Here is a 22,898-nt window from a genome sequence, read left to right as displayed (position 1 = left end):
AGTGTCACTCGACCCGAGTGGCGCTTTTTTTGTCGTAATTTTGAATTATGATAGTAATTTCAAAAAACCGATGATGAAAATCTAAAATAGGATTGCATCTTGAAATAAAGTTTGAAATAGTGTGTATGTGTTGAAGTTATTAACAGAAAGGAAAGACACCATGGGACAGATTTTACTCATCTTATTGCTCCAGTTGATTTACGTTCCTGTTTTGACATTACGGACGATCATGCTCGTCAAAGGGCGGACTGTCATTGCCGGATTATTTGGCACAGTCGAAACATTGATTTACATTTTTGCACTAGGAATCGTATTCCAAGACTTAACGACACTCGGCATGGTCGTTTACGCGCTTGGATTTGGTTTAGGAATACTCGTCGGTGGATATGTCGAGCGAAAACTCGCCATCGGTTACAATATGATTCAAGTGCATACGCAAGAATTTCCAGCGGAACTGATTCAAGTCATTCGCGATAATGGTTTTGGCGTGACACATTACCAAGGTCAAGGACGAGACGGTGTCCGTTACCGGTTAGACGTGCTCGCGGCTCGAACACGTATGAAAGTGCTTCGTAATCTCGTCGAAGAATACGAACCGAAAGCATTTCTCGTCGCATTTGATTCCGTCGACTTCAAAGGTGGGTATATGTTGAAAGGATTAAAGCGTCCTCGATAGAGCACTTTTCCTGAGAATGATGTTTATTCTTTGTTATTTAAGGATAAAGATGAAATAGAACGTCATTTGAAATCAGGAAAGGGGAATATCAGATGATTAGTAATCATGCAAAATCAGCCTTGAATCAACAGGTAGCAAACTATGGGGTACTGTTCGTCAAACTCCACAATTATCATTGGTACATTAAAGGACCAGACTTCTTAACGCTTCACGAGAAGCTTGAAGAACTTTATACATGGGTGTCTGAACAATATGATGTTGTTGCAGAACGTCTACTGATGAATAACGGAACACCTTCTGCGACACTGAAAGAGTATTTAGAGCAAACGACGCTTGAAGAAGCGAAATCAGGATTATCGGCAGATGAGATGATTGATTCCGTCATCAAAGACTTCCAACAAGTCCGAAAAGAGATGCTCGATGCGATTGAACATCTTGAGGCACAAGACGTGACGGTTGAAGATGATTTACTTGGTCAAGCGAAGGAAATCGAAAAACAAATTTGGATGCTTCGTGCGACATTGAAAAAATAAGATAAAGAAAACGGATGACCCCGTCCTATGTAGGACGAGCCATCCGCTTTTTCTTATTTCAGGTTTTCAGGATTGAGGACTTCGAGTTCTGGAAGGACGAAACGACCGTCTTTACGGATCAATACGTCGTCGAACCAGATTTCTCCACCACCGTAATCGGGACGTTGGATGTTGACGAGATCCCAGTGAACGGATGAGTCATTACCATTGTAGGCTTCTTCGTAAGCTTGACCTGGTGTGAAGTGGAAGCTACCATCGATTTTTTCATCGAATAGAATATCCTTCATCGGATGCTGAATGAAAGGATTGACGCCGATCGCGAATTCGCCGACGAAACGGGAACCAGCATCTGTATCGAAGACTTGATTGATCCGATCTGTATCGTTCGCTGTTGCTTCGACGATTTTACCGTCTTTGAACGTCAGTTTGACGTTTTCAAACGTGAACCCTTGATATGGAGACGGTGTATTGTACGAGATGACACCGTTGACCGAATCCTTGACCGGTGCCGTAAAGACTTCACCGTCTGGAATGTTGGCATTTCCAGCGCATTTGATGGCTGGGATGTCTTTGATCGAAAACGTTAGATCCGTTCCTGGCCCGACGAGACGAACACGATCCGTCCGGTTCATCAAGTCAACGAGTGGTTCCATCGCTTGACCCATTTTTTCGTAATCAAGCGTACAGACATCGAAGTAGAAGTCTTCGAATGCTTCTGTTGATTGGTTCGCAAGTTGCGCCATCGATGCGGTTGGGAAACGAAGGACGACCCATTTCGTTCCTTTGACACGATCTTGTGTGTGCATCTTACCGATCGTTTGACCGTACAGTTTCATCTGTTCAGCCGGCACATCTGATAATTCATTGATGTTGTCACCAGCACGTAGTCCGATGTATGCATCCATCGCTTGCATTTGCTTGCGTTCGATGTCTGCCATCAATTGGAGTTGCTCTTCTGAAGCATTTCGGTATAATTTTCGTAGGATACGATTATCCTTAAGTAAAACGAACGGATGACCGCCAGCCGCGTAGGCAGCTTCAACGAGTGCCTCGACCAGTTCGCGTTCGATGCCGAAGTTTTCAATCAATACTTTTTCACCAGGTTCAAGGGCAACCGAATAGTTAATGAGATTCGTTGCCAGTTGAGTAAGACGTGGGTCACGCATGAAATTTCCCCCTCGAAATGGATTATGTAGGTTTCATTTATCATTGTAACGGAAATAAACCATTTGGAGTAGCAGGAACGACTTGCTACATGTCGAACTATCAACAAAAGACTATGCAAAAAAATTGGAGGCAAGAACCATGGAAATCACATTAGGCGGAATCGCCGGATTAGTCGCTGCGATCGCATTCGTAGTGCTCGTCATTTTCCTTGCCCGTGTATTAGGTGCTGCGAGTAAGACGCTCAACAATGTAGCCAACACGACAGCAGGACTTGAACGTCAATTAGACGGTATCATGATGGAGACGACAGCGTTGTTACATAAGACGAATCGTCTGGTCGATACGATTGAAGAAAAAACAGAATTGCTTGCACCTGTCGCAAACTCGATCGAAGAACTCGGTACGTCATTAAACAAAGTGACAGATTCTGTCCGGACAGTATCCGATACGGTTGCTGGTGCAGCGGATACGAATAAAGAACAGATTGCGCAAGCAGTCCGTTGGGGCTCAGTCGCTGTAGAGTTATTTAAGAAAAATAAACCGGCAGAGACTACGGTTCAAAATCATTCGACGGCAACGACGACGGTTGAGAAAAAGCCACGTCGTCGATTCCGGAAAAAAGCAGAGGCGCCGGTCACACCGGAAGTCGTGTCAGTACCGGACGTCGAAAGCATTCCAGATGAGTTGAAGGGAGATCGTAAATCATGACAAAACAACACCCATATCAAGCACAAGATTCTTCTAAAGGAGGAGGCTTCCTTGCCGGAGTCATCGTTGGTGGATTGATTGGTGCTGCGGCAGCTCTCCTTTCTAGCCCAAAATCAGGTCGTGAAGTACGCAATCTGATTGACGAGCGTACGGCTCCTGCGCGTCAACGTTTGACGGAACAGACACAAGTCGTCCGTGAAAAAGCGGAGCCACTCGTAGGTGAGTGGATTCAACTAGCGAAAGATAAGGCAGCACCTGTCATTGAAAAAGCGAAGAACAATCCAACGGTTCAAGAAGCGGCACAATATGCGGGCTTTGAGAAGGATCAGGCAAGCATTGATGCTGCTCTCGCAGAAGCGGAGCAACTCGTACGGGACATCGAACGTGAAATCGGCGACGAAGTGGATGGGGCGTCTGTTGCAGAAGAGATCGACACGGAGACGGTCGTTGAACTTTCGGAGTTACGTGAACAGTTAGCAGACGAACAAGAGGAAGACAATGATCCACAGTCTGATGTGAATCATAAGAAATAATCAATACATGAGGAGCTCTCATCATGAGGGCTCTTTTTCTATGTTTCCTTATAGAGAAAACATCAAAAAATTATATGAAAAAACGTAATTTATTTTCATATTTTAAGAAATCATGCAGCTTCTTTATGTACAACAGAGAAAGAGTTCGCTATAATTAGTTGCTATTACGAGCTATATGCTGATTAGGGAGTGGTAGGACATGGATCAACATGCAGAATTAAAAAGATTACGTGATGAACTCGATTTAGTGAATGCAGAATTATTGGAATTGATGAACAGACGAGGTCAAATTGCCGTTGAAATCGGAAAAGTTAAACGAGCACAAGGGCTTGATCGATACGACCCTGTTCGAGAACGTCAAATGCTCGAATCAATTGCCGCTAATAACCATGGACCTTTTGAAACAGGACGCCTTCAGCATGTATTTAAAGAAATTTTCAAAGCTTCTCTTGAATTACAAGGAGAAGATCGGACTCGGAAATTACTCGTATCACGGAAACAAAAACCGACGAATACGATCATCCGGATCGGAGATGCCGTCATCGGAGACGGTTCACAACAATTGATCGCTGGACCGTGTGCGGTCGAGAGCGAAGAACAAGTATTTGAGGTCGCGGAACAGCTCGCGAAACATGGCGTGAAGTTCATGCGAGGCGGAGCGTACAAACCACGTACATCGCCTTACGACTTCCAAGGGCTAGGACTCGAAGGTCTAAAGATGTTGAAAAAAGCAGCGGACGCGCACGGTTTGCATGTCATCACTGAAATCATGACACCGAGCGCCGTTGAATCTGCTTTACCATATGTCGACATCATCCAGGTCGGCGCACGCAACATGCAAAACTTCGATTTACTCAAAGAAGTCGGTCGGACGAATAAGCCGGTTCTTTTAAAACGAGGTCTTTCTGCAACGCTCGAGGAATTCATGTACGCGGCTGAGTACATCATGGCGAGTGGTAACGATCAAGTCATCTTATGTGAGCGTGGTATTCGGACGTATGAACGTGCAACACGGAACACGCTTGATATCTCAGCAGTTCCGATTCTGAAGCAAGAGACGCATCTCCCTGTCATGGTCGATGTCACACACTCGACAGGACGTAAGGATTTACTCTTGCCAACAGCAAAAGCGGCATACGCGATCGGGGCAGACGCTGTCATGGTCGAAGTCCATCCGTTCCCAGCACTTGCGTTGTCTGATGCGAACCAACAACTCGATTTCCAAGAATTCGATACGTTCATCGAAAACTTGACGACTACCTTTCCGGCACTAAACGTTCAATGATTTCCGAAAAAGGGTAACCTAAAGCGAATGAAAACGTTTTACAATGAAGGAAGAATGGGAAAAGAAAACTATCTTTTCCTGTCTTCCTTTCGTGTTGCCTAAAAATGAAAACGAAATGAAAACACTTGAGATGGATCATACTAAAGGAGGAATTTGTTTTGAATAGTAATATTACGATTTACGATGTCGCACGAGAGGCTGCTGTTTCGATGGCGACCGTATCGCGTGTCGTCAACGGAAACCCGAATGTCAAACCATCTACACGAAAGAAGGTCCAAGACGCAATCGAACAGCTTGGTTATCGTCCAAACGCTGTTGCCCGTGGACTGGCAAGTAAAAAAACTACGACGGTCGGTGTCATCGTGCCCGATATCTCGAACATCTTCTTTGCGGATTTAGCACGCGGGATTGAGGATGTCGCGACAATGTATAAATATAACATCATTTTATGTAACTCCGACCAAAACCGGGAAAAAGAAATTCATTTGCTCAATACATTACTCGGAAAACAGGTGGATGGAATCATCTTCATGGGTGGACGTCTGCACGAGGATCTCGTTCGTGAGTTCAAAACATCACCGGTTCCGATCGTTCTTGCTGCGACGTTGAATCAAGATTATGATCTTCCTGCCGTCAACATCGATTATGAGAGTGCTGCGCACGATGCTGTTAAGTCTTTGATCGACCGTGGACATGAACGGATTGGATTCATCACTGGACCACTCGAACAGCAAATCAATGGTGAAAAGAAATTTGCGGGTTATCGCCGAGCACTCGAAGAAGCAAATCTTCCGTTTAACGAGCAAAATGTCGTCCTTGGAAACTATACGTATGATTCAGGAATGAAGGCGATGAATCAATTGCTTGAACTTGGAGAAGATTGCCCACGCGCGATTTTTGCTGGAACGGATGAGATGGCTCTTGGTGTCATCCATGCCTTACAGGATGCGGGACACCGTGTACCGGAAGACTTCGAAGTCATCGGACACGATAACACACGTCTTGCAACGATGATTCGTCCGAAACTGACGACTGTCGTTCAACCGATGTATGATATCGGAGCAGTCTCGATGCGTCTATTGACGAAAATCTTGAACAAAGAAGAAATTGAAACGAACGATGTTACGTTACCACACCGGATCGAACAACGGGATTCGACACGTCCTTAATCGAAAAAACGTCTCTTCTCTCAAGCAAGCTGCTTGAAAAAAGAGACGTTTTTTTATTTCGCGACGGTGATAAGTTCATCTTGATGATGATGGAGTTGGTCATTTTCGACATGGAGTCGAACCGTCGTCTGACCAGGTGCAGTCAATGTCACTTTCCCGCTATAGGCATCGCCCTTTTTTTCTAAAGGAACGTAGTTATGCTTTTCAATGCCCGTTTCAATGACTTCCACTTGTACGTTCGCCTTTAGTGGTTTCCCATCAAGGAAAACATGAAAAGAGACGGGAAGTTCAGCACCAGCTTTCGCTTTTGTTGCGCCCATGTAATGAACAGACAGACCGTCGACAGCTTCGTGATCATGTCCATGTTCGTGAGATGCTTCCTCTTTTTCATGTGAATGATCCATGACAACAAATGAGATCTTATCCATATGATGGAGTCCTTTTTTATCATTGATATGATACAGTCCTTCATACTCACCTTCAGCAAGTTTAGCTTCTGCTTGATAAGAACCCGTCTTTTTCAAGGTTGCCTTGAACTTTTGATGGGCACCGTCTTGTTTTCCGGCTTCCCAAACTTCAAATGTCACGTCCTCAAGATTGACTGGTTTCTTTTGTTCGACAGCTGACGCTTTAAAAACAACTTTATCTTCTTCCATTGTCTTGGCTGGAACATTGACGTTGACTTCGACCGTCGGTTTTCCTGACCCTTGCATGTTATCGTGATCCATTGCCTGTTTTTCATTGCCACACCCTGCGAGTACGATCCCCGTCGACAGAATAAGACCGGAATATAGCCATGCCTTTTTCATGATGATTCCCCCAACTATTATTCATTTACTAAGTAAAAATTCCATATTTAGTATAGCAACAAGTTGTGAACTCCGAACGAAATAAATGTGAAGATACAAAGTCAATTAATCAATGGAGTAAGGGGAAGTCGCAGTCAATTGTTTCTTACGCTCATCGCTCACAAACGGCCAAATTAGTCGTTTGACGGTCTCCCAATTTTTTTCTTCGATTTCAGGTCGTCGCGGAATGGCGGGGTAGAGTGGTGTTGGATCATGCCAGTGTGTTGGTGGGGTTGTTTCTTGTCCACTCCAACGTTTTTGCCATGAAGTAGGAATCTCTCCACGAAACGGAGCTTGTCCGGTCATGGCAGCAAAAACTTGACTCCACGCGCGGGGGACGACACGATACCAGTCATAGCCACCGCCTCCTAAAGCAACGATTTTTCCATTCGTATATTTATTTGCTGCAGCGACAGCGATTTGAGGGATCTGTTCATAACTTTTCATCGTTAAGGATAGATGAGTCAATGGATCAAGCGCGTGTGCATCGGCACCATTTTGCGTAATGATAAGATCCGGTTGAAACAATTCACAGGCTTCAAAGAGTGCTGTCTCATACGCGAGTAAAAACGAATCATCTTCCGTAAAGGCGTCCAGTGGCACGTTCCAGCTAAATCCATACCCTTCTTCAGACCCCCGTTCCGTCACCATTCCCGTTCCTGGAAACAAGTAGCGACCCGTCTCATGGAGAGACAATGTCATGACGTCCTTTCGATTATAAAAGGCCCATTGTACTCCATCGCCATGATGAGCGTCCGTATCGACATAAAGAATTTTACAGTGATATTTTTCAATCATGGCTGCCATGGCGACAGCGGTATCGTTATAGACACAAAAACCAGAGGCACGTCCACGGAATCCGTGATGCAATCCGCCACCGATATGAAAGGTCCGTTTATATTGACCAGATAAGACGAGGTCACATGCTTCGATCGTGCCGCCGACAAGGAGAGAAGCGCCCGAATGCATCCCTTGGAATAAAGGGGTATCTTCTGTCCCAAGACCATACATCTGTGCCTTGAGAGGTGTTAATGTTCCGGTCCCGGCTGCTTTGACGGCAGCAATATAATCCTGATCATGAACGAGTGCTAATTCTTCATCAGTCGCATGACGTGGCGCGATACAAGGAATGTCATCTAATTGATGCATCGCTTCAAGTAAGGAAACCGTTAATTCGAGACGAATCGGATTGAATGGATGTGTCTCCGAAAATCGATAAGTCGCTTCTTCAGGACTGTACAGATAAGCAAAATCCTTCATCTGCTCACATCCGGTCCAAGTACATCGAATCCTTCTTTGCGCAACTTTTCGATGATCCGAATCGGATTCATCGTCTGGACACGAAACGCAACGATCCGGACATACGGATCGTCTGTTGGATACACGAGTACGTTTAAGATATTGATATTCGTTTTGGCAAGCAGTGCGGCAATCTTTGCTAATGTTCCAGCAGTGTTCTCAACACGGATTTCGATTTGAGAACTTGGTTCGAGTGCACCCGTCAATTGAACGAATGTCCGCAACAAATCCGTTTCCGTGACGACACCGACAAGGCGTCGACCGCGGACGATTGGCAGACACGTCAATCGGTATTCATAAAACAGCACAGCCGCATCTTCGAGAAAATCGAGCGGATGAGCCGTGACAGGACTTTCAATCATGATGCTTGAGACCGGATACTGTAGGTCTTGTTTTGCTGTATCCGGATGAAAGATACTACTTGCGCTTTGAATTTCCTTTAATCCGACAAGACCGACGAGTTCATGGCGGGCATTGACGACAAGAACATGACGAATCTGATGACGTTGCATGAGTTCGACCGCATGCGCGATGGAATTCGTCGGTTGCATCGTGATGCACGTCGTATTCATGATTTGTTCGATTAACATGACGATTCCTCCTCGAGCTCAGTCATACATGAAGCGCCTTCTCAAGCGTAGCGCATCAAAATGAGCGACGACTTCAGGTGAGACGTGTTTTCCGATACGTGCCATCAGACAGTTGGCAGGATGGGAGGCGATTTCCGGATCGTCGGTCGGGAAGAAGACGAGACCACCATGATTCATCATCTTCTCCATGATCTTTCGGTAATCCCAGACCGATAGTCCGCTCCCTTTTAGGTCCCAATGCCAATAATATTCAGTCGTTAAAATCAAATAGTGTTCCATAGCGGGATCGAGCATAGAGATTTCAAGCAATTTTTTACCGATCTGTTGTCCGCGGAACCGAGAGGAAACTTCGATCGCTCCGAGTTCCAAGATGTACGGATTGTTTCCTTCGCTCCACGTTTCGTAAGGGTCAGGGTATAAGTAAGTCACATAACCGATGATTTCCGTTCCTTGACGAGCGACGATGATCCGTCCTTCCTCAAGGTCTGCAATCTCAACGAGTGCTTGATGTTGTTCAGCGGGTGGACGAAAAGCCGTCAACCCTGAATCGAGTGTATACGTTGCTAGTGTTTGACTCGGTACGGGACCTTCGATGTCAACAGGACCGAGTGATGTTTCATGCGTCCGATGATTGAATTGTTTTTCAAACATGTAAGCGTCACCACCTTCCTATTCATTATAGACGAAAGCGCTTGAGCAAAGAGAGGGATTTTTTAACAAATTGACGGCAAATGGATTGAACTGACGGATAACTAGCTTATAATAAAGAGGAAAACATAGAAGGGGAGGAACGAGACATGAAAGTTTTGAAAGCGCTTCCGGGGAAGCATTGGTTAGCAGAGTATGATGAAGCAAACACGTACGACTGGAAAGATGCTGAGCAGTACTTTTCATGGGCGACAACGGGGAAAGTCAACATGGCTCATGAAGCAATCGACCGCCACGCAGAAGGCGAGCGAGCGAACAAGGATGCGCTGATCTATTTCGATGGAACGACGGAACAACGATTCACATATGCAGATATGAAACGATTGACGAATAAAGCGGCAAACGTATTAGTCGATGCAGGGGTCAAAACGGGTGACCGTATTTTCATCTTCATGCCACGTTCACCGGAATTGTATTTTGCCTTGCTTGGCGCACTGAAGGTAGGCGCAATCGTCGGTCCGTTATTTGAAGCATTCATGGAACAAGCGGTCCGTGATCGCCTGCTTGATTCTGAAGCGAAGTTACTCGTGACGACGAAGGCACTGCTTCCACGTGTTCCAGTTGGGGAACTGGAATCACTTGAAAAGGTAGTACTTGTCGACGAAGATGTCGAAGAATCGGACACATTACTCGATTTCCGCAAAGCGTTCGAGCAAGCATCCGATGTATTCGAACCGGTCTGGTTAGATCGTGAAGACGGATTGATCCTGCACTACACTTCAGGATCGACAGGGAAGCCGAAAGGTGTGCTCCACGTTCAAAATGCGATGATTCAGCACTTAATGACAGGTCGCTGGGTACTTGATCTCCAAGAAGATGATGTCTACTGGTGTACGGCTGACCCGGGGTGGGTCACAGGAACAAGTTACGGTATCTTCGCACCATTCTTGAATGGCGCGACGAACATCGTCGTCGGTGGACGCTTCAATCCGGATTTCTGGTACAGTGTCATCGAGAAGTACAAGGTAACGGTCTGGTATAGCGCACCAACGGCTTTCCGGATGTTGATGGGAGCAGGAGCGGATGTTGCGAATCATCATGATCTCTCAAGTCTTCGTCATGTATTGTCTGTCGGCGAACCGTTGAACCCAGAAGTCATTCGTTGGGGGAAAGAAGCCTTTGATCAACGGATTCATGATACATGGTGGATGACAGAGACAGGCGCGATGATGATTTGTAACTACAAGTCGATGGACATCAAACCGGGATCGATGGGGAAACCGATTCCAGGAACTCAGGCTGCGATCATTGATGATCAAGGAAATGAGTTACCGCCATTCCGAATGGGGAACCTTGCTTTAAAAACACCATGGCCATCGATGATGCGTCAAATTTGGAACAATCCGCAGAAATATGAATCGTATTTCTTTAAAGGATGGTATGTCTCAGGGGATTCTGCCTATATGGATGACGAAGGTTACTTCTGGTTCCAAGGACGTGTCGATGATGTCATCATGACTGCTGGAGAACGGGTTGGTCCGTTCGAGGTCGAAAGTCGTCTCGTCGAGCACCCAGCTGTCGCAGAAGCCGGTGTCATCGGGAAACCAGATCCAGTCCGCGGTGAAATCATCAAGGCGTTCATTGCCTTACGTGATGGTTACGAGCCAACGGATGAGCTAAAACAAGAAATCCAAGCATTCGTCAAAGAGGGGCTGGCTGCTCACGCGGCACCGAGAGAAATCGATTTCCGGGATAAATTGCCGAAGACACGAAGTGGTAAAATCATGCGCCGTGTTCTGAAAGCATGGGAGTTGAATCTTGAAACAGGTGATCTGTCGACGATGGAAGATTAAACGTAAAAAGGATGAATCACCGTGACAGGTGATTCATCCTTTTTGTTAGTTTTCAGAAGCAGCATCGTTTTTCTTTTCATCTTGTTTCTTCTGTTGTTCTTGCTGTTTCTTAGCGTCCGCTTCGGCTTTCTTTTTTGCCTCTGCTTCGGCTTTTGCTTTTGCATCGGCAGCACGCTTGGCGTCATCGGCTGCTTTTTTCTTAGCATCAGCTTCCGCTTTTTCTTTAGCTTGATCTTGTTCTTTTTGTTGCTCTTCTTTCTTCTGTGCGTCTGCTTCTTTTTTCTTTTCTTCTGCTTCTTTCTTTTTCTTCGCTTCGGCTTTTTTCTTTGCCTCTTCCGCTTTTTTCTTCTTATCTTCTTCTTTGAAGCGACCACTGTTCTTAAAGTCGTTTGCTGTTACAGAAGATGGTTGCGTGAAGCGGGCACCGGATTTGAAGTAACTACTGTTCGCAGCATACGTCGCATTCGCCATTTGTGACCACAGCGTTTGTGTTCGTTGGTAATACGTTGTTGGACCGATGAGTGAGTTGTTCTGATCGTGTCCTGTCCAAACGGCAAGCGTCACACCAGGAGTGGAACCGACAAGGTAAGAGTCTTTGACATCGTTCGTCGTACCTGTCTTACCAGCCCAATCTCCAGGAACGTTCAACCGATCTTTAGCAAACGTTGCTGTACCTTTTGAGAAGACGCCACGCATCATATCAAGCGTCAGGTAAGCTGTTCGTGGTTCATAAATTCGTTTTTTCTTCGGTTTTGCTTTATAGATATCTTTTCCGTCTTTCGTGATTTTCGAAATGACGTATGGTTGCACGAATTCACCATAGTTGGCGAGTGTCGCGTAAGCACCAGCAAGTTCGACCGGTGTGATCTCCATCGTTCCGAGTGCCGCCGAAGGAGCATAACGAATCGCATCCGGCACTTCAACACCCATATCGACGAGTTTTTGAATCGAGTTCGACATGTTCATCTTCTCGTAAATCTTAACAGCAGGTACGTTCAATGAGAGTTCAAGTGCTGTACGAACCGTCACGTTTCCACGATAACGTCCACCTTCGTTCTTGATCGGACGATCACCTGGTTGACGTGGTACGGTCTGATAGTAGTACTCTTCATCATTGACGGTAGATGCCGGAGTGATCAAACGATTTTCAATCCCGTTCGAGTAGACGAGAATTGGTTTTGCCGTTGACCCGATTTGACGTTTCGCTTGGAATGCTCGGTTAAAATCATCGGCTTTTCCATCAAGGTAACGTCCACCAACGAATCCGAGGATACGCCCCGTCTCATTCTGAACCATGACCGCTGCTGTTTCTTCTGGATCTTGTTTCGAAATGGTTTTTTTCGTTTTCGGATCGACGACTTGTTTGTACTGCATGCCACCAGGGAAGTTCCCGTTGTTCTTCGCAGGTTGTTGCATCGATTCATGAATTTTTTTATCTAGCGTCATATGAACCTTGTATCCACCTTGACGGAGTGCAACCAGTGCTTGATCTTGATAGTTTGCCCGGACTTCTGCCAGTTCAGACGGTTTGACTTCGTCTTCTTTCACACCATCTTGTTTCATCAAGTACTTCGTCATGATCTTCGTCGCTTCACGTTCTGCTAAATCATAGACATACGGATACGTGTCACGCGAACGTTTCGACTGTTTCGCGAAGTCTTTCGTGATGTCGTGTTTGATTGCTTTTTCATATTGTTCTTTTGTAATGTTTTTTGCAACGTACATCCGCTTCAACACGGTCTTCATCCGATTGACACTTGGCGTCAAGTCTTTTTTGACGACACCGCCTTGTAGATAAGGTGTGTAGTAGTAAGGGTTTTTCGGAATACCAGCGAGGAAAGCTGCTTGTGGTAACGTCAGTTTTTTCGCTGATTTGTTGAAGACCCCTTGGGAAGCAGCTTCGATACCAGCGATGTTACGCCCGAGTGAATTTCGTCCGAATGAGACGACATTCAAGTATGCCTGTAAAATTTCATCTTTTGACATCGCATTTTCAAGGCGGAGCGCTAAGATGATTTCTTTTGCTTTCCGTTCGAATGAAACTTCGTTCGTCAGGATTTGGTTTTTAATTAATTGTTGTGTCAGCGTACTTCCGCCGGTGCGTGACGCTGAATTCGTCAATTCTTGTAAGACTGCTCGTAAAGTCGCTTTTGGAACGACTCCATCATGTTGATAAAAATCTACGTCTTCCGTTGATAGAAGCGCATCAATTAAATAAGGGGAGATGTTTTTGATATCGACCGGCTGACGTTCTTCATCCGTTGAGATGTTCGTCAGCTTTTCGCCACTTCCCCAATAAATTTGACTTGTCACCGCATAACTGTTCACTTCTTGTTTCATCTCAGTCAAAGGTGGAGCTTTCGTATCTTTGACGAGGGAAGCGAAATATCCTCCAGCCGCTCCGACAGAGAAGCTGCCGATGAGAAGGACTGCTATGATGAGGAATAAAATGATGTTCCACGAAACATCGTATGTGATATTCGACCAGTGCCGAACGGCTTTCGTCCGGGGGTGATTCCAAAACTTGAACCAGTTCTCGCGCATAAATGATCTCCTTTGCATCTTAAACTTAGGTGTAAATTAATATTAAATCACAGATAGACGTATTATACCATAAATCCACCAGTGAAATCGGACTTGACAGCGGATTCGCCTTCGACGTATCATGAAACCATCTTATTTTCATATATTACGTTAAACAGTGATCGGAATACAGTAGTAAGTCACTCCCTGTGACAGAGACCTAGTGGTGCTGCGAACTAGGACACAGTGAACTTACGAATTACGCTTCCGGGAGTTTCTTGAGAAATCAAGCGGTCCGTCCCGTTATCGACGAACCAAGTGGTCCTTTTATGTAAAGGGCAATCAGGGTGGTACCACGGAATCTTCCGTCCCTTCGTCTTAGACGAAGGGGCGGTTTTTTATTGTTAAAAGTGAACTTTAGGAGGAGACACAATGACGTTATTAGAGGATTTAGAATTTCGCGGTTTAATTAACCAAATGACGGATGAAGAAGGATTGAAGACATTACTCGAGACACCAACAACGCTATACACGGGTTTCGATCCAACAGCTGATTCATTGCACATCGGGCACTTGTTGCCGATTTTAGTCTTAAAACGATTCCAACAAGCAGGACACCATGTCGTAGGTCTCGTTGGTGGAGCAACGGGAATGATCGGAGACCCGAGTGGTCGCGCAACAGAACGTTCGTTGAATACATCGGATATCGTCGAAGAGTTCGCGAATCGGATTAAGGACCAGTTGTCACGTTTCTTACCACTTGAAGGAGAAAATCCGGTCACGATCGCCAATAACCTGGACTGGACGAAAGATTTGACGATCATCGATTTCTTACGCGATATCGGAAAACACTTCCCGGTCAGCTACATGCTTGCGAAAGACTCTGTTGACTCACGACTTCAAAACGGGATCTCATTCACTGAGTTCTCATACATGCTACTTCAATCGTTTGACTTCTTGAAACTCTACGAAGACAAAGGATGCCGTCTTCAAGTCGGAGGTAGTGACCAGTGGGGGAACATCACAGCAGGGATGGAATTGATTCGTCGTGCGGGTCATGAAGAAAAAGCATTCGGATTGACGGTACCGCTTGTTACAAAAGCAGACGGTCAAAAATTCGGTAAGACAGCAGGTGGTGCGGTTTGGTTAGACGCTGACAAAACGTCACCGTACGAGTTCTACCAATTCTGGTTCAACGTTGACGATCTTGACGTCATCAAGTTCTTGAAATACTTCACGTTCTTAACGCACGAAGAACTCGACGCGCTCGCAGAAGAAGTCAAGGCAGCACCAGAGAAGCGTGTCGCGCAACGTCGTCTCGCAGAAGAGATGACAGTTCTCGTCCATGGTGAAGAAGGGCTGACACAAGCGCAACGTATTACGACGGCACTCTTTAGTGGAGATATTAAATCGTTGCAAGTCGAAGATATCGAAGATGCGTTCAAAGGCATGCCGCGCTTTACACTCGGTGAAGCGACAAACCTCGTCGACGTTCTCGTTGAGGCGAAAATCAGTCCGTCAAAACGTCAAGCACGTGAAGACGTAACGAACGGTGCGATCTACCTGAACGGAGAACGCGAGCAAGACTTAACGAAAGAAATCACAGAAGCTGATGCAATCGGTCGCTTTACGATCGTACGTCGCGGAAAGAAAAAATACTTCGTCGTCGAGCATGCTTGATGATATACGAAACGCTCCCTGCACATAGATGCAGAGAGCGTTTTTTAAGCTGTCCGGAATAAGCGGAGTGGCAACAAGCGAACGGCAATCGTCGTGGCGATGACAGCTTTGATCGTATCCCATAAGATGAAAGGATAGTTAATCGCAAAAGCATCTTTGAACGATAGATCGAGTACAGCCATTAGACCAAATGTTCCAAGCAGGTAGACTAAACCAAGACCAAAGACGATCATCCCGATGAAGAGGGGAACGAAGCGACGCGTTTTTTCAGCAACAAGTCCGATGAAGAATCCAGCGATCGGAAAGGCAATCAAATAACCAACGGTTGGTCCGACGAATGGGGCTAGTCCGCCTTTTCCGCCAAGCACCGGTAGACCAGCTGCTGCGAGTAATAAGAAGATTAAGACAGCGAGTCCACCACGTTTTCCACCGAGAATCGCGCTGACCGTCATGATCGCGAGCATCTGGAGCGTGATTGGAACAGCGCCGACGAGTTGAATTTGTGGCAAAGAGCTGACGGCTGCGATGATGGCAGCACCAAGGGCGATGAAAGTTAAATCTCTAGTTTTCATGAATGAAGTCCTCTTTTCTTTTTGTGTTAACTATGTATATTTAAAGGTTAACACAAACGAATGAATGACGTCACTCTTTTTTTAAGACCAGGTATACATTTTAGTCATAGGCATAAAAAAAGCACCCACCGAAGTGAGTGCTGGAACAATCGATTAACGTGAGTAGTACTCGACGACGAGTTGTTCTTGGATTTGATCGTTCAATTCAGAACGCTCAGGAAGACGGACGAATGTTCCTTCGAGCTTCTCAGCATCGAAAGTAACGAAGTCTTTAGTTGCTGGAGCAACTTCGAGTGCTTCTTTGATAACGACAAAGTTCTTCGATTTTTCGCGAACTGAGATCGTTTGACCTGGTTTCACGCGGAATGATGGGATATCAACGCGTTGTCCATCAACTTGGATGTGACCGTGGTTGACGAGCTGACGAGCAGCACGACGTGTACGAGCCATACCCATACGGTAAACGACGTTATCAAGACGTGCTTCGAGTAAGAACATGAAGTTCTCACCGTGGATACCAGGCATTTTGCCAGCATCGTTGAAGATACGGTTGAATTGGCGTTCGTTTACTCCGTACATGTGACGAAGTGTTTGCTTCGCTTGAAGTTGAAGACCGTACTCAGATACTTTACGACGGCTGTTACCGTGTTGACCTGGTGCGTAAGGGCGTTTTGCGATTTCTTTTCCTGTTTCAGTAAGTGAGATACCGAGACGACGTGAGAGTTTCCAAGCTGGACCTGTATAGCGAGCCATAATAAGACTCCTCCTTATTGTTCGTTATTATTTGCATAAAAATAATAACGCCATCAAACCCACATTACGCCCATTTCATGATGTGGCACCCTCGCTTGATAGCAAAGTTACACGATGCCCCTCCGGTTATTCACCGAGTCATGAAATGTGATACGTAAGCGATTTGACCGCTATCGTTATCATTTCTGCACTTTTACAAGTATACGGTGTGGACAATCGACTGTCAATCAGAATTACAGATGGCGAAGCAGTGTCGTACAGAATGCTTCTAGACCAGCTTGATCGACTTCGTCGAAACGGTTGAATTCTGGGCTGTCGATATCAAGGACACCGATTGTTTGTCCGTCTTTGACGAGTGGAATGACGATTTCTGAATTCGAAGCCGCGTCACATGCGATGTGACCTGGGAACTGATGCACATCTTCGATTCGTTGTGTCGTCTGTTCTGCTGCGGACGTTCCGCAGACGCCACGACCGAATGGAATACGGACGCAAGCTGGAAGTCCTTGGAACGGTCCGAGGACGAGTTGGTTTTGCTCCGTATCCGTCAAATAGAAGCCGACCCAGTTGATACGGTCGAGGAACTGGTTGAGCAACGCGCTCGCATTCGATAAGTTTGCAACTTGATTGTCTTCTCCCATTAATAGCGCATCGAGTTGTTTTGAGAGCATGTCGTATTGTTTTGTCCGGTCACCTTCATATGTCTTTGTTTCGAACATAATAAAAATTCCTCCCGTGAAAAGCGTATTTTTTTTAGTTTAACTAGTTTTCGCGTAGCTGACAAACAATTGATTTTTGGAAAAAGGATTCAAAACAGCGGAAGAAATCAGGAAAAGCCCTTGTAAATCTATGCAAAACGGTTGCGCTATACTATTATAAGGATAAGATTATTGCGATTTAGAGAAAATCTAAAGTCGTAGGACAGAGTGGAGGTCGTGACAAATGTGGGCATGGGTGATCGGAGTCATCGTCATCGTATTACTCGTCATGCTGTTTAGCATGATCAGTCGAAAAAAATACTACACGAAAATCGATGAACTTGATATGCGCAAACAAGGCATCGTCAGTGCATCGATTCCAAAGGAGTTGCAGGACTTAAAGCAACTACCGATGGCGGGTGAGACGGAGACGAAGTTCAGCTCCTGGCATCAAGCGTGGGAAGAGTTATTAACGGTCCACGTCGCCCAAATCGATGAGACCCTTTACCGGGCGGAGGAAGCGCTCGATAAATATCGGTTCATCGCCGTCAAGAATGACCTCGAAGTAACGGAACAATTGATTGCAGAACTCGAAGGGTTGATCGATGAGATGCTCGTCGAGATGTCGACGTTCAAGACGAATCAATCGGTTCTAGCCGAACTGAAAGCGCAAGGGGAAGCCGATTCAGGGCAAGTTCGGAAATCATTATTGATTCAAGCGAACTCATTTGGTCCGGCGCTTGCGCGTCTAGAAGAACGAAGTGAACAAATCGACGCGCACTGGAATGAGATGTGTCAGTACGAAGCTTCAGGTGAAGTGACGAAGGCGTATGAAACAAGCTTGTTACTCGAGCAAGAAGTAGCAACGACGCGTCAACTCGTCGAACTTGTACCGAAACAATGGAAGATTCTCGCTCATGAATTGCGTCAACGGATTGATCAGCTCGGAGCAGGTTATAAGGAAATGTCGTTAGATGGGTATCCACTTGAACCACTCGGTCTTCAATCCGAGATTAAACGGTTCGAGGAACAACGTCTGAGCCTTTCTGAAAAAATCGAAATGCTAGAAATCGACGGTTTGGAAGAGGCGATTCAACAGTTATCGGCCGATGTGGATCAAATGTATGATACGTTCCGTCGTGAGGTCGATGCGCGTCATCAAGTGAAAAAAGAAAACCAATTTTTGAAACAAAAAGCGCTACGGATGCGTGAACGGATTCATCAGTTGGCACAAGAATTTAGTATCTTACGTGAAAAATATGAAATCTCAGCAGATCTAGGGATTCACTATGAGACGATCCAGCGTGACGAAGAGCTACTGTTTGAAGCAGCGAAAGATCTTGATGAGTCGATTGCCGGAAAAATCATCCCGTTCAGTATGCTCGAAGATCAGATGCGCGATGCGATTCGCCTCGAAGAACAGTTGATGATTCAGTACGAACGCTTTACGGTCGAACTCCAAGCACTTCGAAAAGAAGAGACGGAAGTTCGCGAACGAATCGTCGAATGGCGTCATCAGCTGTCGCAGACACGTCTCCGTCTGAAACGACTCGGATTACCAAACTTACCAGCTGAGGTGGAAGAAGCGCTTCGAAATGCGAATCGTTCACTGCAGACGCTTGAAACACGGTTAGAGGAGTTACCGTTTAACGTTCGATCGATCGTCGCACAAAGTCAAGACGTCCAAGAAACGTTTAAACATGTGCAAGAACGGTTAGATACATTAGTGTTCGAAGTCACGTATGCCGAACGGCTCGTCCAGTATGCGAACCGATACCGTCGCCACGACAACGAGATACATATGTCGCTGACGATCGCGGAAACGAAGTTCTTAGCGGGAGACTATGAACGAACGATTGTCTTAGCGGAACGTGTCCTAAATGAATACGATCCGGCCGCGATCGAACGTATTAAACGGTCGTGTGCACCAGAAGAAACATTGCACGTTTAAATCAGGATCGACAATTCAGGGTGACCGTCATGGTCACCCTATTTTTGTAAAAAGAGGAGTGAGTGGAATGGGAACACTATACGTAAACGGATTGATTCGAACGATGGCACACGAAGAGGATGTCCATTCAGCGATGTTCGTCGAGAAAACGCGGATCATCGCGATGGGGGATGAAGGAAAGCTACGCCGCCGTTTCGGTAGACGTATTGATCAGATTCACGATTTGAACGGAAAAGCTGTATATCCAGCCTTTACGGATGCACATATTCATCTGATCGGTTACGGGGAAGCGATCAATCGTGTTGATGCCTCGCGTTATACGACGCTTGAAGCGTTAGGACAAGCTTTTCTCAAGGCGGAACCAGTCAATGGGATCCATGTGGCAGAAGGCTATGACGAAACGAAGCTTGATCGTGTACCAACGAAAGCATGGCTCAATCAGTTGTTCCCTGACGCACCTGCCTTGTTGAAACGAACGGACCGTCATACAGCACTCGTCAACGATGTCTTATTCCAACAGCTCGGATATAAAGCGTCAACCGTCATCGAAGGTGGAAAGGTCGGTTTATCGGATAATGGAGAAGCTGACGGATTCTTGTACGATGCGGCGCTTGAACCTTTATATGCGTTACAAGCTGGAAACTTGGAACGGAATAAAGCGTCCCTTCGATCAGCGATTAAGAACTTACACCAATATGGCATCATTGCGGCACACACAGAAGACTTGTCGTATCACGGGGATGTCGCGGACATCTTGCAAGCTTATAAGGAAGTGACGCAAGAAACGGGCTTCCATACGCATCTGCTCGTGCATCATCTTGTCATCGATGAGTTCGTGCAACAACAACCTACTTTACCGTCAACGATGTCCATCGGTGCGATGAAACTGTTCGTCGACGGCGCGCTCGGAGGACGAACAGCTCTTCTCGGTCGTGGTTATTCCGATGATCCGACGACACGCGGCATCGAAGTGCATACGCCGGAACAACTCGAACAACTCGTCAAACGCGCACGTAGTTACGGATTCACAGTCGCGGCACATGTCATCGGTGATTTAGCAATCGAGCGGTTCGTACAGGTGCTCGAGAAGTATCCGGCACCAAAAGGGAAACGAGATCGCATCATTCATGCGACGGTCGTCCGACCAGAAACGCTTGCGCGAATTCGGAAGTTACCGGTCTTGATTGACGTTCAACCAGTCTTTTTATTGGATGACGCCGACTTCATCGTCGATCGACTCGGCTTGAACCGCTTAGACTGGAGTTATCGTTTACGTTCGTTAGCTGAGACCGGCGCACTATTGTGCGGTGGAGCAGATGCGCCGATCTCTGACCCCGATGTCCGACGGTCGCTTTATGCAGCGACGGAAGGAACGGCAGGGCGTGTCAATAAGACGAACGAGACGTTATCGATGTTTGAAGCCTTGTTGCTCTTTACGAAGAATCCACATCTCGCGACGGAAACACACGGTCGAAAAGGATTGCTCTTACCAGGCTATGATGCCGACTTCGTCATCTTTGATGAAGACTTCTATCGCTTGCGTGGGGAAGCCATCTTGAATAACCGTTTGGTCGAGACAGTCCAAGCTGGAAAAACCGTTTATCAGGCGGAAGCCGCGTTAGTGTGATGTTTGCGCATAGTGTGAAATAGCTTCCGAATAGAACGTGGATAGTCCGGGGGCATACGCATCGTAATAGGCACGGAATCGTTCGTCAGACACATACATCTGACCGAGTGAGGCAAAGAGAGGTAATGCGCACGGGTAATAGTACGTATCGATGAAATCATGTTGTTCTTTGACGACTTGTTGAACGTCCGGATCCGTCGTCGCGTGCCCGTCGCGGTAAAGGGTCGTCAAGCGCTGATCGAGTTGCTTATGCATGCTGCTCAGTTGTTCTTTCTCTTTCGGTGTTCGTTGTTGTTGTCTTTTTGCACTGATTCGATAGGCGTCAGTGTCACCGTAGTGTTGCTGGACTTCATCTGCATGTTGCTTTTCATGCGTAACGATTTCTTCGTGGCGCAAACCGCGGAATAATTGTTCGTCTTTCATCGGGAGTCCTCCTTTTAAGGTGAGTAATGTCTGTTCAGCGAGTCGGGCAAGCATTTGATAATGCGAAGCTTTTTCTTGAAGGAGTGCAATCTGCTTTTTCAGTGTCGTATGATGATTGGAATCAGATTGCGTGAGTAATCTTTGGATTTCTGACAGTGGGAAATCAAGAGAGCGGTAGAGCAGGATTTGTTGTAAACGTAAAAGATCCTCTCTGCTGTAACTTCGGTGACCAGCATTGGTACGCTTTGGCACGAGGAGACCGATCGTCTCATAATGATAGAGTGTTCGTTTGGTGACGCCGGTCAGTTTTGCGATTTCCTGAGTGGAATACATCATTTGTGTACCTCCTTTGATTGGAGTATAAAGGGTGACGTAACGGGAGATGCAATAAAAAAATCTGCCCCAAGGAGGCAGATTTTTTTATGGTCATAAGAACGAGCGTTGAATCTTATGCCAAAATGTATTGTTCGTCAATTTGACGGTTTTCAGTTCTTTTTCAGAAAGCTGGATATCGACTGAATCTGTTCGTGTGAGACTGAGTGCTTCGTTATCCATCCCGATGATCGGATAGTCGTTTCCGTCCTCGATGATGCGTAACGAAAGTTTCCGTCCACGGTTCAGTACGAAAGCAGAACCGAGTGTCCGGTATCGGTTGTTGTTGACGGAAGCAATTTCGCTGACTTGAAGACAGTGAATCAATGGATCGACGATCGCACCAGAGAGTGACTTATTATAAGCCGTAGAGCCCGTTGGTGTTGAGATGACCATTCCATCCCCGCGGAATGTCTCAAACAGGAAGTCGTCGATATAGACTTCGATTGCGAGTGATTTGATGATGCTCGACTTCACGGAACATTCGTTCAGACAGAGCATCGGTGGTCCACCGTTGATGGATGCTTCGAGCAGTGGATAACGACGTACTTCGATTTCACCATCCGAGACACGGTTGCCTGTCTCTTTAAAGATCGCTTCGACCGCAGAAAGATCATTGATATCAAAATCACAGTAGAACGAGTTTGGTCCTTCAGCGAATCCAACATAGATCGCATCATCACGGAAACCTGTGAAGCGTGCCGCTTGCAAGAAAGCCCCATCTCCACCAATCGAGACGATGATGTTTGCTTGTCGGTGATCTTGGACGACGTTCAGACCGTATCGTGTACCGACATCAATCAACTTTCGCACCTGCGTCTCGTGTCTTTGTGTATTTCGGTAGTACAGGTAGACATTATTTCGAGCCATGGTCAATTCCCCCTTGAAAGCGTTTCATGAACTCTTTCATTATACCTGTTTTTTGGAAAGACGGGTACTGAAGTCCATCAATTATGGCAGAATGCTTGCCATCTTCGCGGATCATTCCTA

The 22,898-nt window shown here is 46.2% G+C and carries 21 protein-coding genes and 1 other annotated feature; of the genes, 10 read left to right on the top strand and 11 right to left on the bottom strand.

The window, feature by feature from the left end:
- The first annotated feature begins 160 nt into the window (after nucleotides 1-160).
- Nucleotides 161-676 (top strand): DUF2179 domain-containing protein, encoded by a 516-nt coding sequence (locus K7G97_RS12445; RefSeq protein WP_023469074.1) that lies wholly within the window; start codon nucleotides 161-163, stop codon nucleotides 674-676.
- A 92-nt stretch (nucleotides 677-768) separates the two neighbouring features.
- Nucleotides 769-1,209 carry a Dps family protein gene (locus K7G97_RS12440; RefSeq protein WP_023469073.1) on the top strand — a complete coding sequence of 147 codons (441 nt, stop codon included), beginning with the start codon at nucleotides 769-771 and terminating at the stop codon, nucleotides 1,207-1,209.
- Nucleotides 1,210-1,262: 53 nt separating this feature from the next.
- On the opposite strand, the gene K7G97_RS12435 is transcribed toward K7G97_RS12440, so the two are convergent.
- Complete coding sequence (locus K7G97_RS12435; protein WP_029342360.1) at nucleotides 1,263-2,375, bottom strand: aminopeptidase; 1,113 nt, start codon at nucleotides 2,373-2,375, stop codon at nucleotides 1,263-1,265.
- A gap of 139 nt (nucleotides 2,376-2,514) precedes the next feature.
- Here K7G97_RS12435 and K7G97_RS12430 point away from each other — a divergent pair, with 139 nt between their 5' ends.
- The 4 genes from K7G97_RS12430 to ccpA all read left to right on the top strand — a co-directional run bounded on the left by K7G97_RS12430 (nucleotide 2,515) and on the right by ccpA (nucleotide 6,071).
- Nucleotides 2,515-3,084: a DUF948 domain-containing protein gene (locus tag K7G97_RS12430; RefSeq protein WP_029342359.1), complete on the top strand. Its 570-nt coding sequence runs from the start codon at nucleotides 2,515-2,517 to the stop codon at nucleotides 3,082-3,084.
- Nucleotides 3,081-3,617 carry a YtxH domain-containing protein gene (locus tag K7G97_RS12425; RefSeq protein ID WP_087681250.1) on the top strand — a complete coding sequence of 179 codons (537 nt, stop codon included), beginning with the start codon at nucleotides 3,081-3,083 and terminating at the stop codon, nucleotides 3,615-3,617. Before K7G97_RS12430 ends, K7G97_RS12425 begins: the two co-directional genes overlap by 4 nt.
- A gap of 199 nt (nucleotides 3,618-3,816) precedes the next feature.
- Entirely contained in the window at nucleotides 3,817-4,902 is a 1,086-nt protein-coding gene (locus K7G97_RS12420; protein WP_023469069.1) for a bifunctional 3-deoxy-7-phosphoheptulonate synthase/chorismate mutase, read from the top strand.
- A 158-nt stretch (nucleotides 4,903-5,060) separates the two neighbouring features.
- Entirely contained in the window at nucleotides 5,061-6,071 is a 1,011-nt protein-coding gene (gene ccpA, locus K7G97_RS12415) for a catabolite control protein A (protein WP_023469068.1), read from the top strand.
- Between the two features lie 53 nt (nucleotides 6,072-6,124).
- Here ccpA and K7G97_RS12410 read toward each other — a convergent pair whose 3' ends face one another.
- The 4 genes from K7G97_RS12410 to K7G97_RS12395 all read right to left on the bottom strand — a co-directional run bounded on the left by K7G97_RS12410 (nucleotide 6,125) and on the right by K7G97_RS12395 (nucleotide 9,459).
- Nucleotides 6,125-6,880, bottom strand: a complete 756-nt coding sequence (locus K7G97_RS12410) for a maltotransferase domain-containing protein (RefSeq protein ID WP_149427725.1) — start codon at nucleotides 6,878-6,880, stop codon at nucleotides 6,125-6,127.
- A gap of 105 nt (nucleotides 6,881-6,985) precedes the next feature.
- Nucleotides 6,986-8,179: an acetoin utilization protein AcuC gene (locus K7G97_RS12405; protein WP_223040695.1), complete on the bottom strand. Its 1,194-nt coding sequence runs from the start codon at nucleotides 8,177-8,179 to the stop codon at nucleotides 6,986-6,988.
- Nucleotides 8,176-8,808: an acetoin utilization AcuB family protein gene (locus K7G97_RS12400; RefSeq protein ID WP_023469065.1), complete on the bottom strand. Its 633-nt coding sequence runs from the start codon at nucleotides 8,806-8,808 to the stop codon at nucleotides 8,176-8,178. Before K7G97_RS12400 ends, K7G97_RS12405 begins: the two co-directional genes overlap by 4 nt.
- An 18-nt stretch (nucleotides 8,809-8,826) precedes the next feature.
- Complete coding sequence (locus K7G97_RS12395; RefSeq protein ID WP_023469064.1) at nucleotides 8,827-9,459, bottom strand: GNAT family N-acetyltransferase; 633 nt, start codon at nucleotides 9,457-9,459, stop codon at nucleotides 8,827-8,829.
- A gap of 146 nt (nucleotides 9,460-9,605) precedes the next feature.
- Here K7G97_RS12395 and acsA point away from each other — a divergent pair, with 146 nt between their 5' ends.
- Entirely contained in the window at nucleotides 9,606-11,309 is a 1,704-nt protein-coding gene (gene acsA / locus K7G97_RS12390; protein WP_047393518.1) for an acetate--CoA ligase, read from the top strand.
- A 45-nt stretch (nucleotides 11,310-11,354) separates the two neighbouring features.
- On the opposite strand, the gene K7G97_RS12385 is transcribed toward acsA, so the two are convergent.
- Nucleotides 11,355-13,853: a transglycosylase domain-containing protein gene (locus K7G97_RS12385; RefSeq protein WP_223040694.1), complete on the bottom strand. Its 2,499-nt coding sequence runs from the start codon at nucleotides 13,851-13,853 to the stop codon at nucleotides 11,355-11,357.
- A gap of 148 nt (nucleotides 13,854-14,001) precedes the next feature.
- Nucleotides 14,002-14,208, top strand: a binding site (T-box leader).
- Between the two features lie 56 nt (nucleotides 14,209-14,264).
- Here K7G97_RS12385 and tyrS point away from each other — a divergent pair.
- Entirely contained in the window at nucleotides 14,265-15,512 is a 1,248-nt protein-coding gene (gene tyrS, locus K7G97_RS12380; RefSeq protein ID WP_029342350.1) for a tyrosine--tRNA ligase, read from the top strand.
- Nucleotides 15,513-15,556: 44 nt separating this feature from the next.
- On the opposite strand, the gene K7G97_RS12375 is transcribed toward tyrS, so the two are convergent.
- The 3 genes from K7G97_RS12375 to K7G97_RS12365 form a co-directional block, all read right to left on the bottom strand.
- Nucleotides 15,557-16,084 carry a biotin transporter BioY gene (locus K7G97_RS12375; protein WP_058703902.1) on the bottom strand — a complete coding sequence of 176 codons (528 nt, stop codon included), beginning with the start codon at nucleotides 16,082-16,084 and terminating at the stop codon, nucleotides 15,557-15,559.
- Between the two features lie 153 nt (nucleotides 16,085-16,237).
- Nucleotides 16,238-16,837 (bottom strand): 30S ribosomal protein S4, encoded by a 600-nt coding sequence (gene rpsD / locus K7G97_RS12370; RefSeq protein WP_023469059.1) that lies wholly within the window; start codon nucleotides 16,835-16,837, stop codon nucleotides 16,238-16,240.
- A 233-nt stretch (nucleotides 16,838-17,070) separates the two neighbouring features.
- A complete protein-coding gene (locus K7G97_RS12365; protein ID WP_023469058.1) occupies nucleotides 17,071-17,556 on the bottom strand; it encodes a GAF domain-containing protein in 486 nt (161 codons plus the stop codon).
- A 223-nt stretch (nucleotides 17,557-17,779) separates the two neighbouring features.
- Between K7G97_RS12365 and ezrA the strand changes: the two genes are divergently transcribed.
- Both ezrA and K7G97_RS12355 read left to right on the top strand, forming a co-directional pair.
- Nucleotides 17,780-19,486, top strand: a complete 1,707-nt coding sequence (gene ezrA / locus K7G97_RS12360) for a septation ring formation regulator EzrA (RefSeq protein ID WP_223040693.1) — start codon at nucleotides 17,780-17,782, stop codon at nucleotides 19,484-19,486.
- Nucleotides 19,487-19,553: 67 nt separating this feature from the next.
- Complete coding sequence (locus K7G97_RS12355; RefSeq protein ID WP_223040692.1) at nucleotides 19,554-21,113, top strand: amidohydrolase; 1,560 nt, start codon at nucleotides 19,554-19,556, stop codon at nucleotides 21,111-21,113.
- Here the strand turns inward: K7G97_RS12355 and K7G97_RS12350 are convergent.
- Nucleotides 21,105-21,872 carry a MerR family transcriptional regulator gene (locus K7G97_RS12350; protein WP_223040691.1) on the bottom strand — a complete coding sequence of 256 codons (768 nt, stop codon included), beginning with the start codon at nucleotides 21,870-21,872 and terminating at the stop codon, nucleotides 21,105-21,107. The two genes, K7G97_RS12355 and K7G97_RS12350, sit on opposite strands and share 9 nt — an antisense overlap.
- 90 nt (nucleotides 21,873-21,962) lie before the next feature.
- Nucleotides 21,963-22,778 (bottom strand): NAD kinase, encoded by an 816-nt coding sequence (locus tag K7G97_RS12345; protein WP_223040690.1) that lies wholly within the window; start codon nucleotides 22,776-22,778, stop codon nucleotides 21,963-21,965.
- Nucleotides 22,779-22,898 lie beyond the last annotated feature (120 nt).

It is taken from the genome of Exiguobacterium acetylicum, assembly GCF_019890935.1.
GTDB lineage: Bacteria > Bacillota > Bacilli > Exiguobacteriales > Exiguobacteriaceae > Exiguobacterium_A > Exiguobacterium_A abrahamii.
The sequence above is the reverse complement of the archived record's forward strand: the minus strand, read 5'-3'. Positions and strand labels throughout refer to the sequence as shown.

Coding starts and splice junctions, on each gene's coding strand:
- K7G97_RS12445 (WP_023469074.1), top strand. CDS start 161: ATGGGACAGATTTTACTCATCTTATTGCTCCAGTTGATTTACGTTCCT.
- K7G97_RS12440 (WP_023469073.1), top strand. CDS start 769: ATGATTAGTAATCATGCAAAATCAGCCTTGAATCAACAGGTAGCAAAC.
- K7G97_RS12435 (WP_029342360.1), bottom strand. CDS start 2,375: ATGCGTGACCCACGTCTTACTCAACTGGCAACGAATCTCATTAACTAT.
- K7G97_RS12430 (WP_029342359.1), top strand. CDS start 2,515: ATGGAAATCACATTAGGCGGAATCGCCGGATTAGTCGCTGCGATCGCA.
- K7G97_RS12425 (WP_087681250.1), top strand. CDS start 3,081: ATGACAAAACAACACCCATATCAAGCACAAGATTCTTCTAAAGGAGGA.
- K7G97_RS12420 (WP_023469069.1), top strand. CDS start 3,817: ATGGATCAACATGCAGAATTAAAAAGATTACGTGATGAACTCGATTTA.
- K7G97_RS12410 (WP_149427725.1), bottom strand. CDS start 6,880: ATGAAAAAGGCATGGCTATATTCCGGTCTTATTCTGTCGACGGGGATC.
- K7G97_RS12405 (WP_223040695.1), bottom strand. CDS start 8,179: ATGAAGGATTTTGCTTATCTGTACAGTCCTGAAGAAGCGACTTATCGA.
- K7G97_RS12400 (WP_023469065.1), bottom strand. CDS start 8,808: ATGTTAATCGAACAAATCATGAATACGACGTGCATCACGATGCAACCG.
- K7G97_RS12395 (WP_023469064.1), bottom strand. CDS start 9,459: ATGTTTGAAAAACAATTCAATCATCGGACGCATGAAACATCACTCGGT.
- acsA (WP_047393518.1), top strand. CDS start 9,606: ATGAAAGTTTTGAAAGCGCTTCCGGGGAAGCATTGGTTAGCAGAGTAT.
- K7G97_RS12385 (WP_223040694.1), bottom strand. CDS start 13,853: ATGCGCGAGAACTGGTTCAAGTTTTGGAATCACCCCCGGACGAAAGCC.
- tyrS (WP_029342350.1), top strand. CDS start 14,265: ATGACGTTATTAGAGGATTTAGAATTTCGCGGTTTAATTAACCAAATG.
- K7G97_RS12375 (WP_058703902.1), bottom strand. CDS start 16,084: ATGAAAACTAGAGATTTAACTTTCATCGCCCTTGGTGCTGCCATCATC.
- rpsD (WP_023469059.1), bottom strand. CDS start 16,837: ATGGCTCGCTATACAGGTCCAGCTTGGAAACTCTCACGTCGTCTCGGT.
- K7G97_RS12365 (WP_023469058.1), bottom strand. CDS start 17,556: ATGTTCGAAACAAAGACATATGAAGGTGACCGGACAAAACAATACGAC.
- ezrA (WP_223040693.1), top strand. CDS start 17,780: ATGTGGGCATGGGTGATCGGAGTCATCGTCATCGTATTACTCGTCATG.
- K7G97_RS12355 (WP_223040692.1), top strand. CDS start 19,554: ATGGGAACACTATACGTAAACGGATTGATTCGAACGATGGCACACGAA.
- K7G97_RS12350 (WP_223040691.1), bottom strand. CDS start 21,872: ATGATGTATTCCACTCAGGAAATCGCAAAACTGACCGGCGTCACCAAA.
- K7G97_RS12345 (WP_223040690.1), bottom strand. CDS start 22,778: ATGGCTCGAAATAATGTCTACCTGTACTACCGAAATACACAAAGACAC.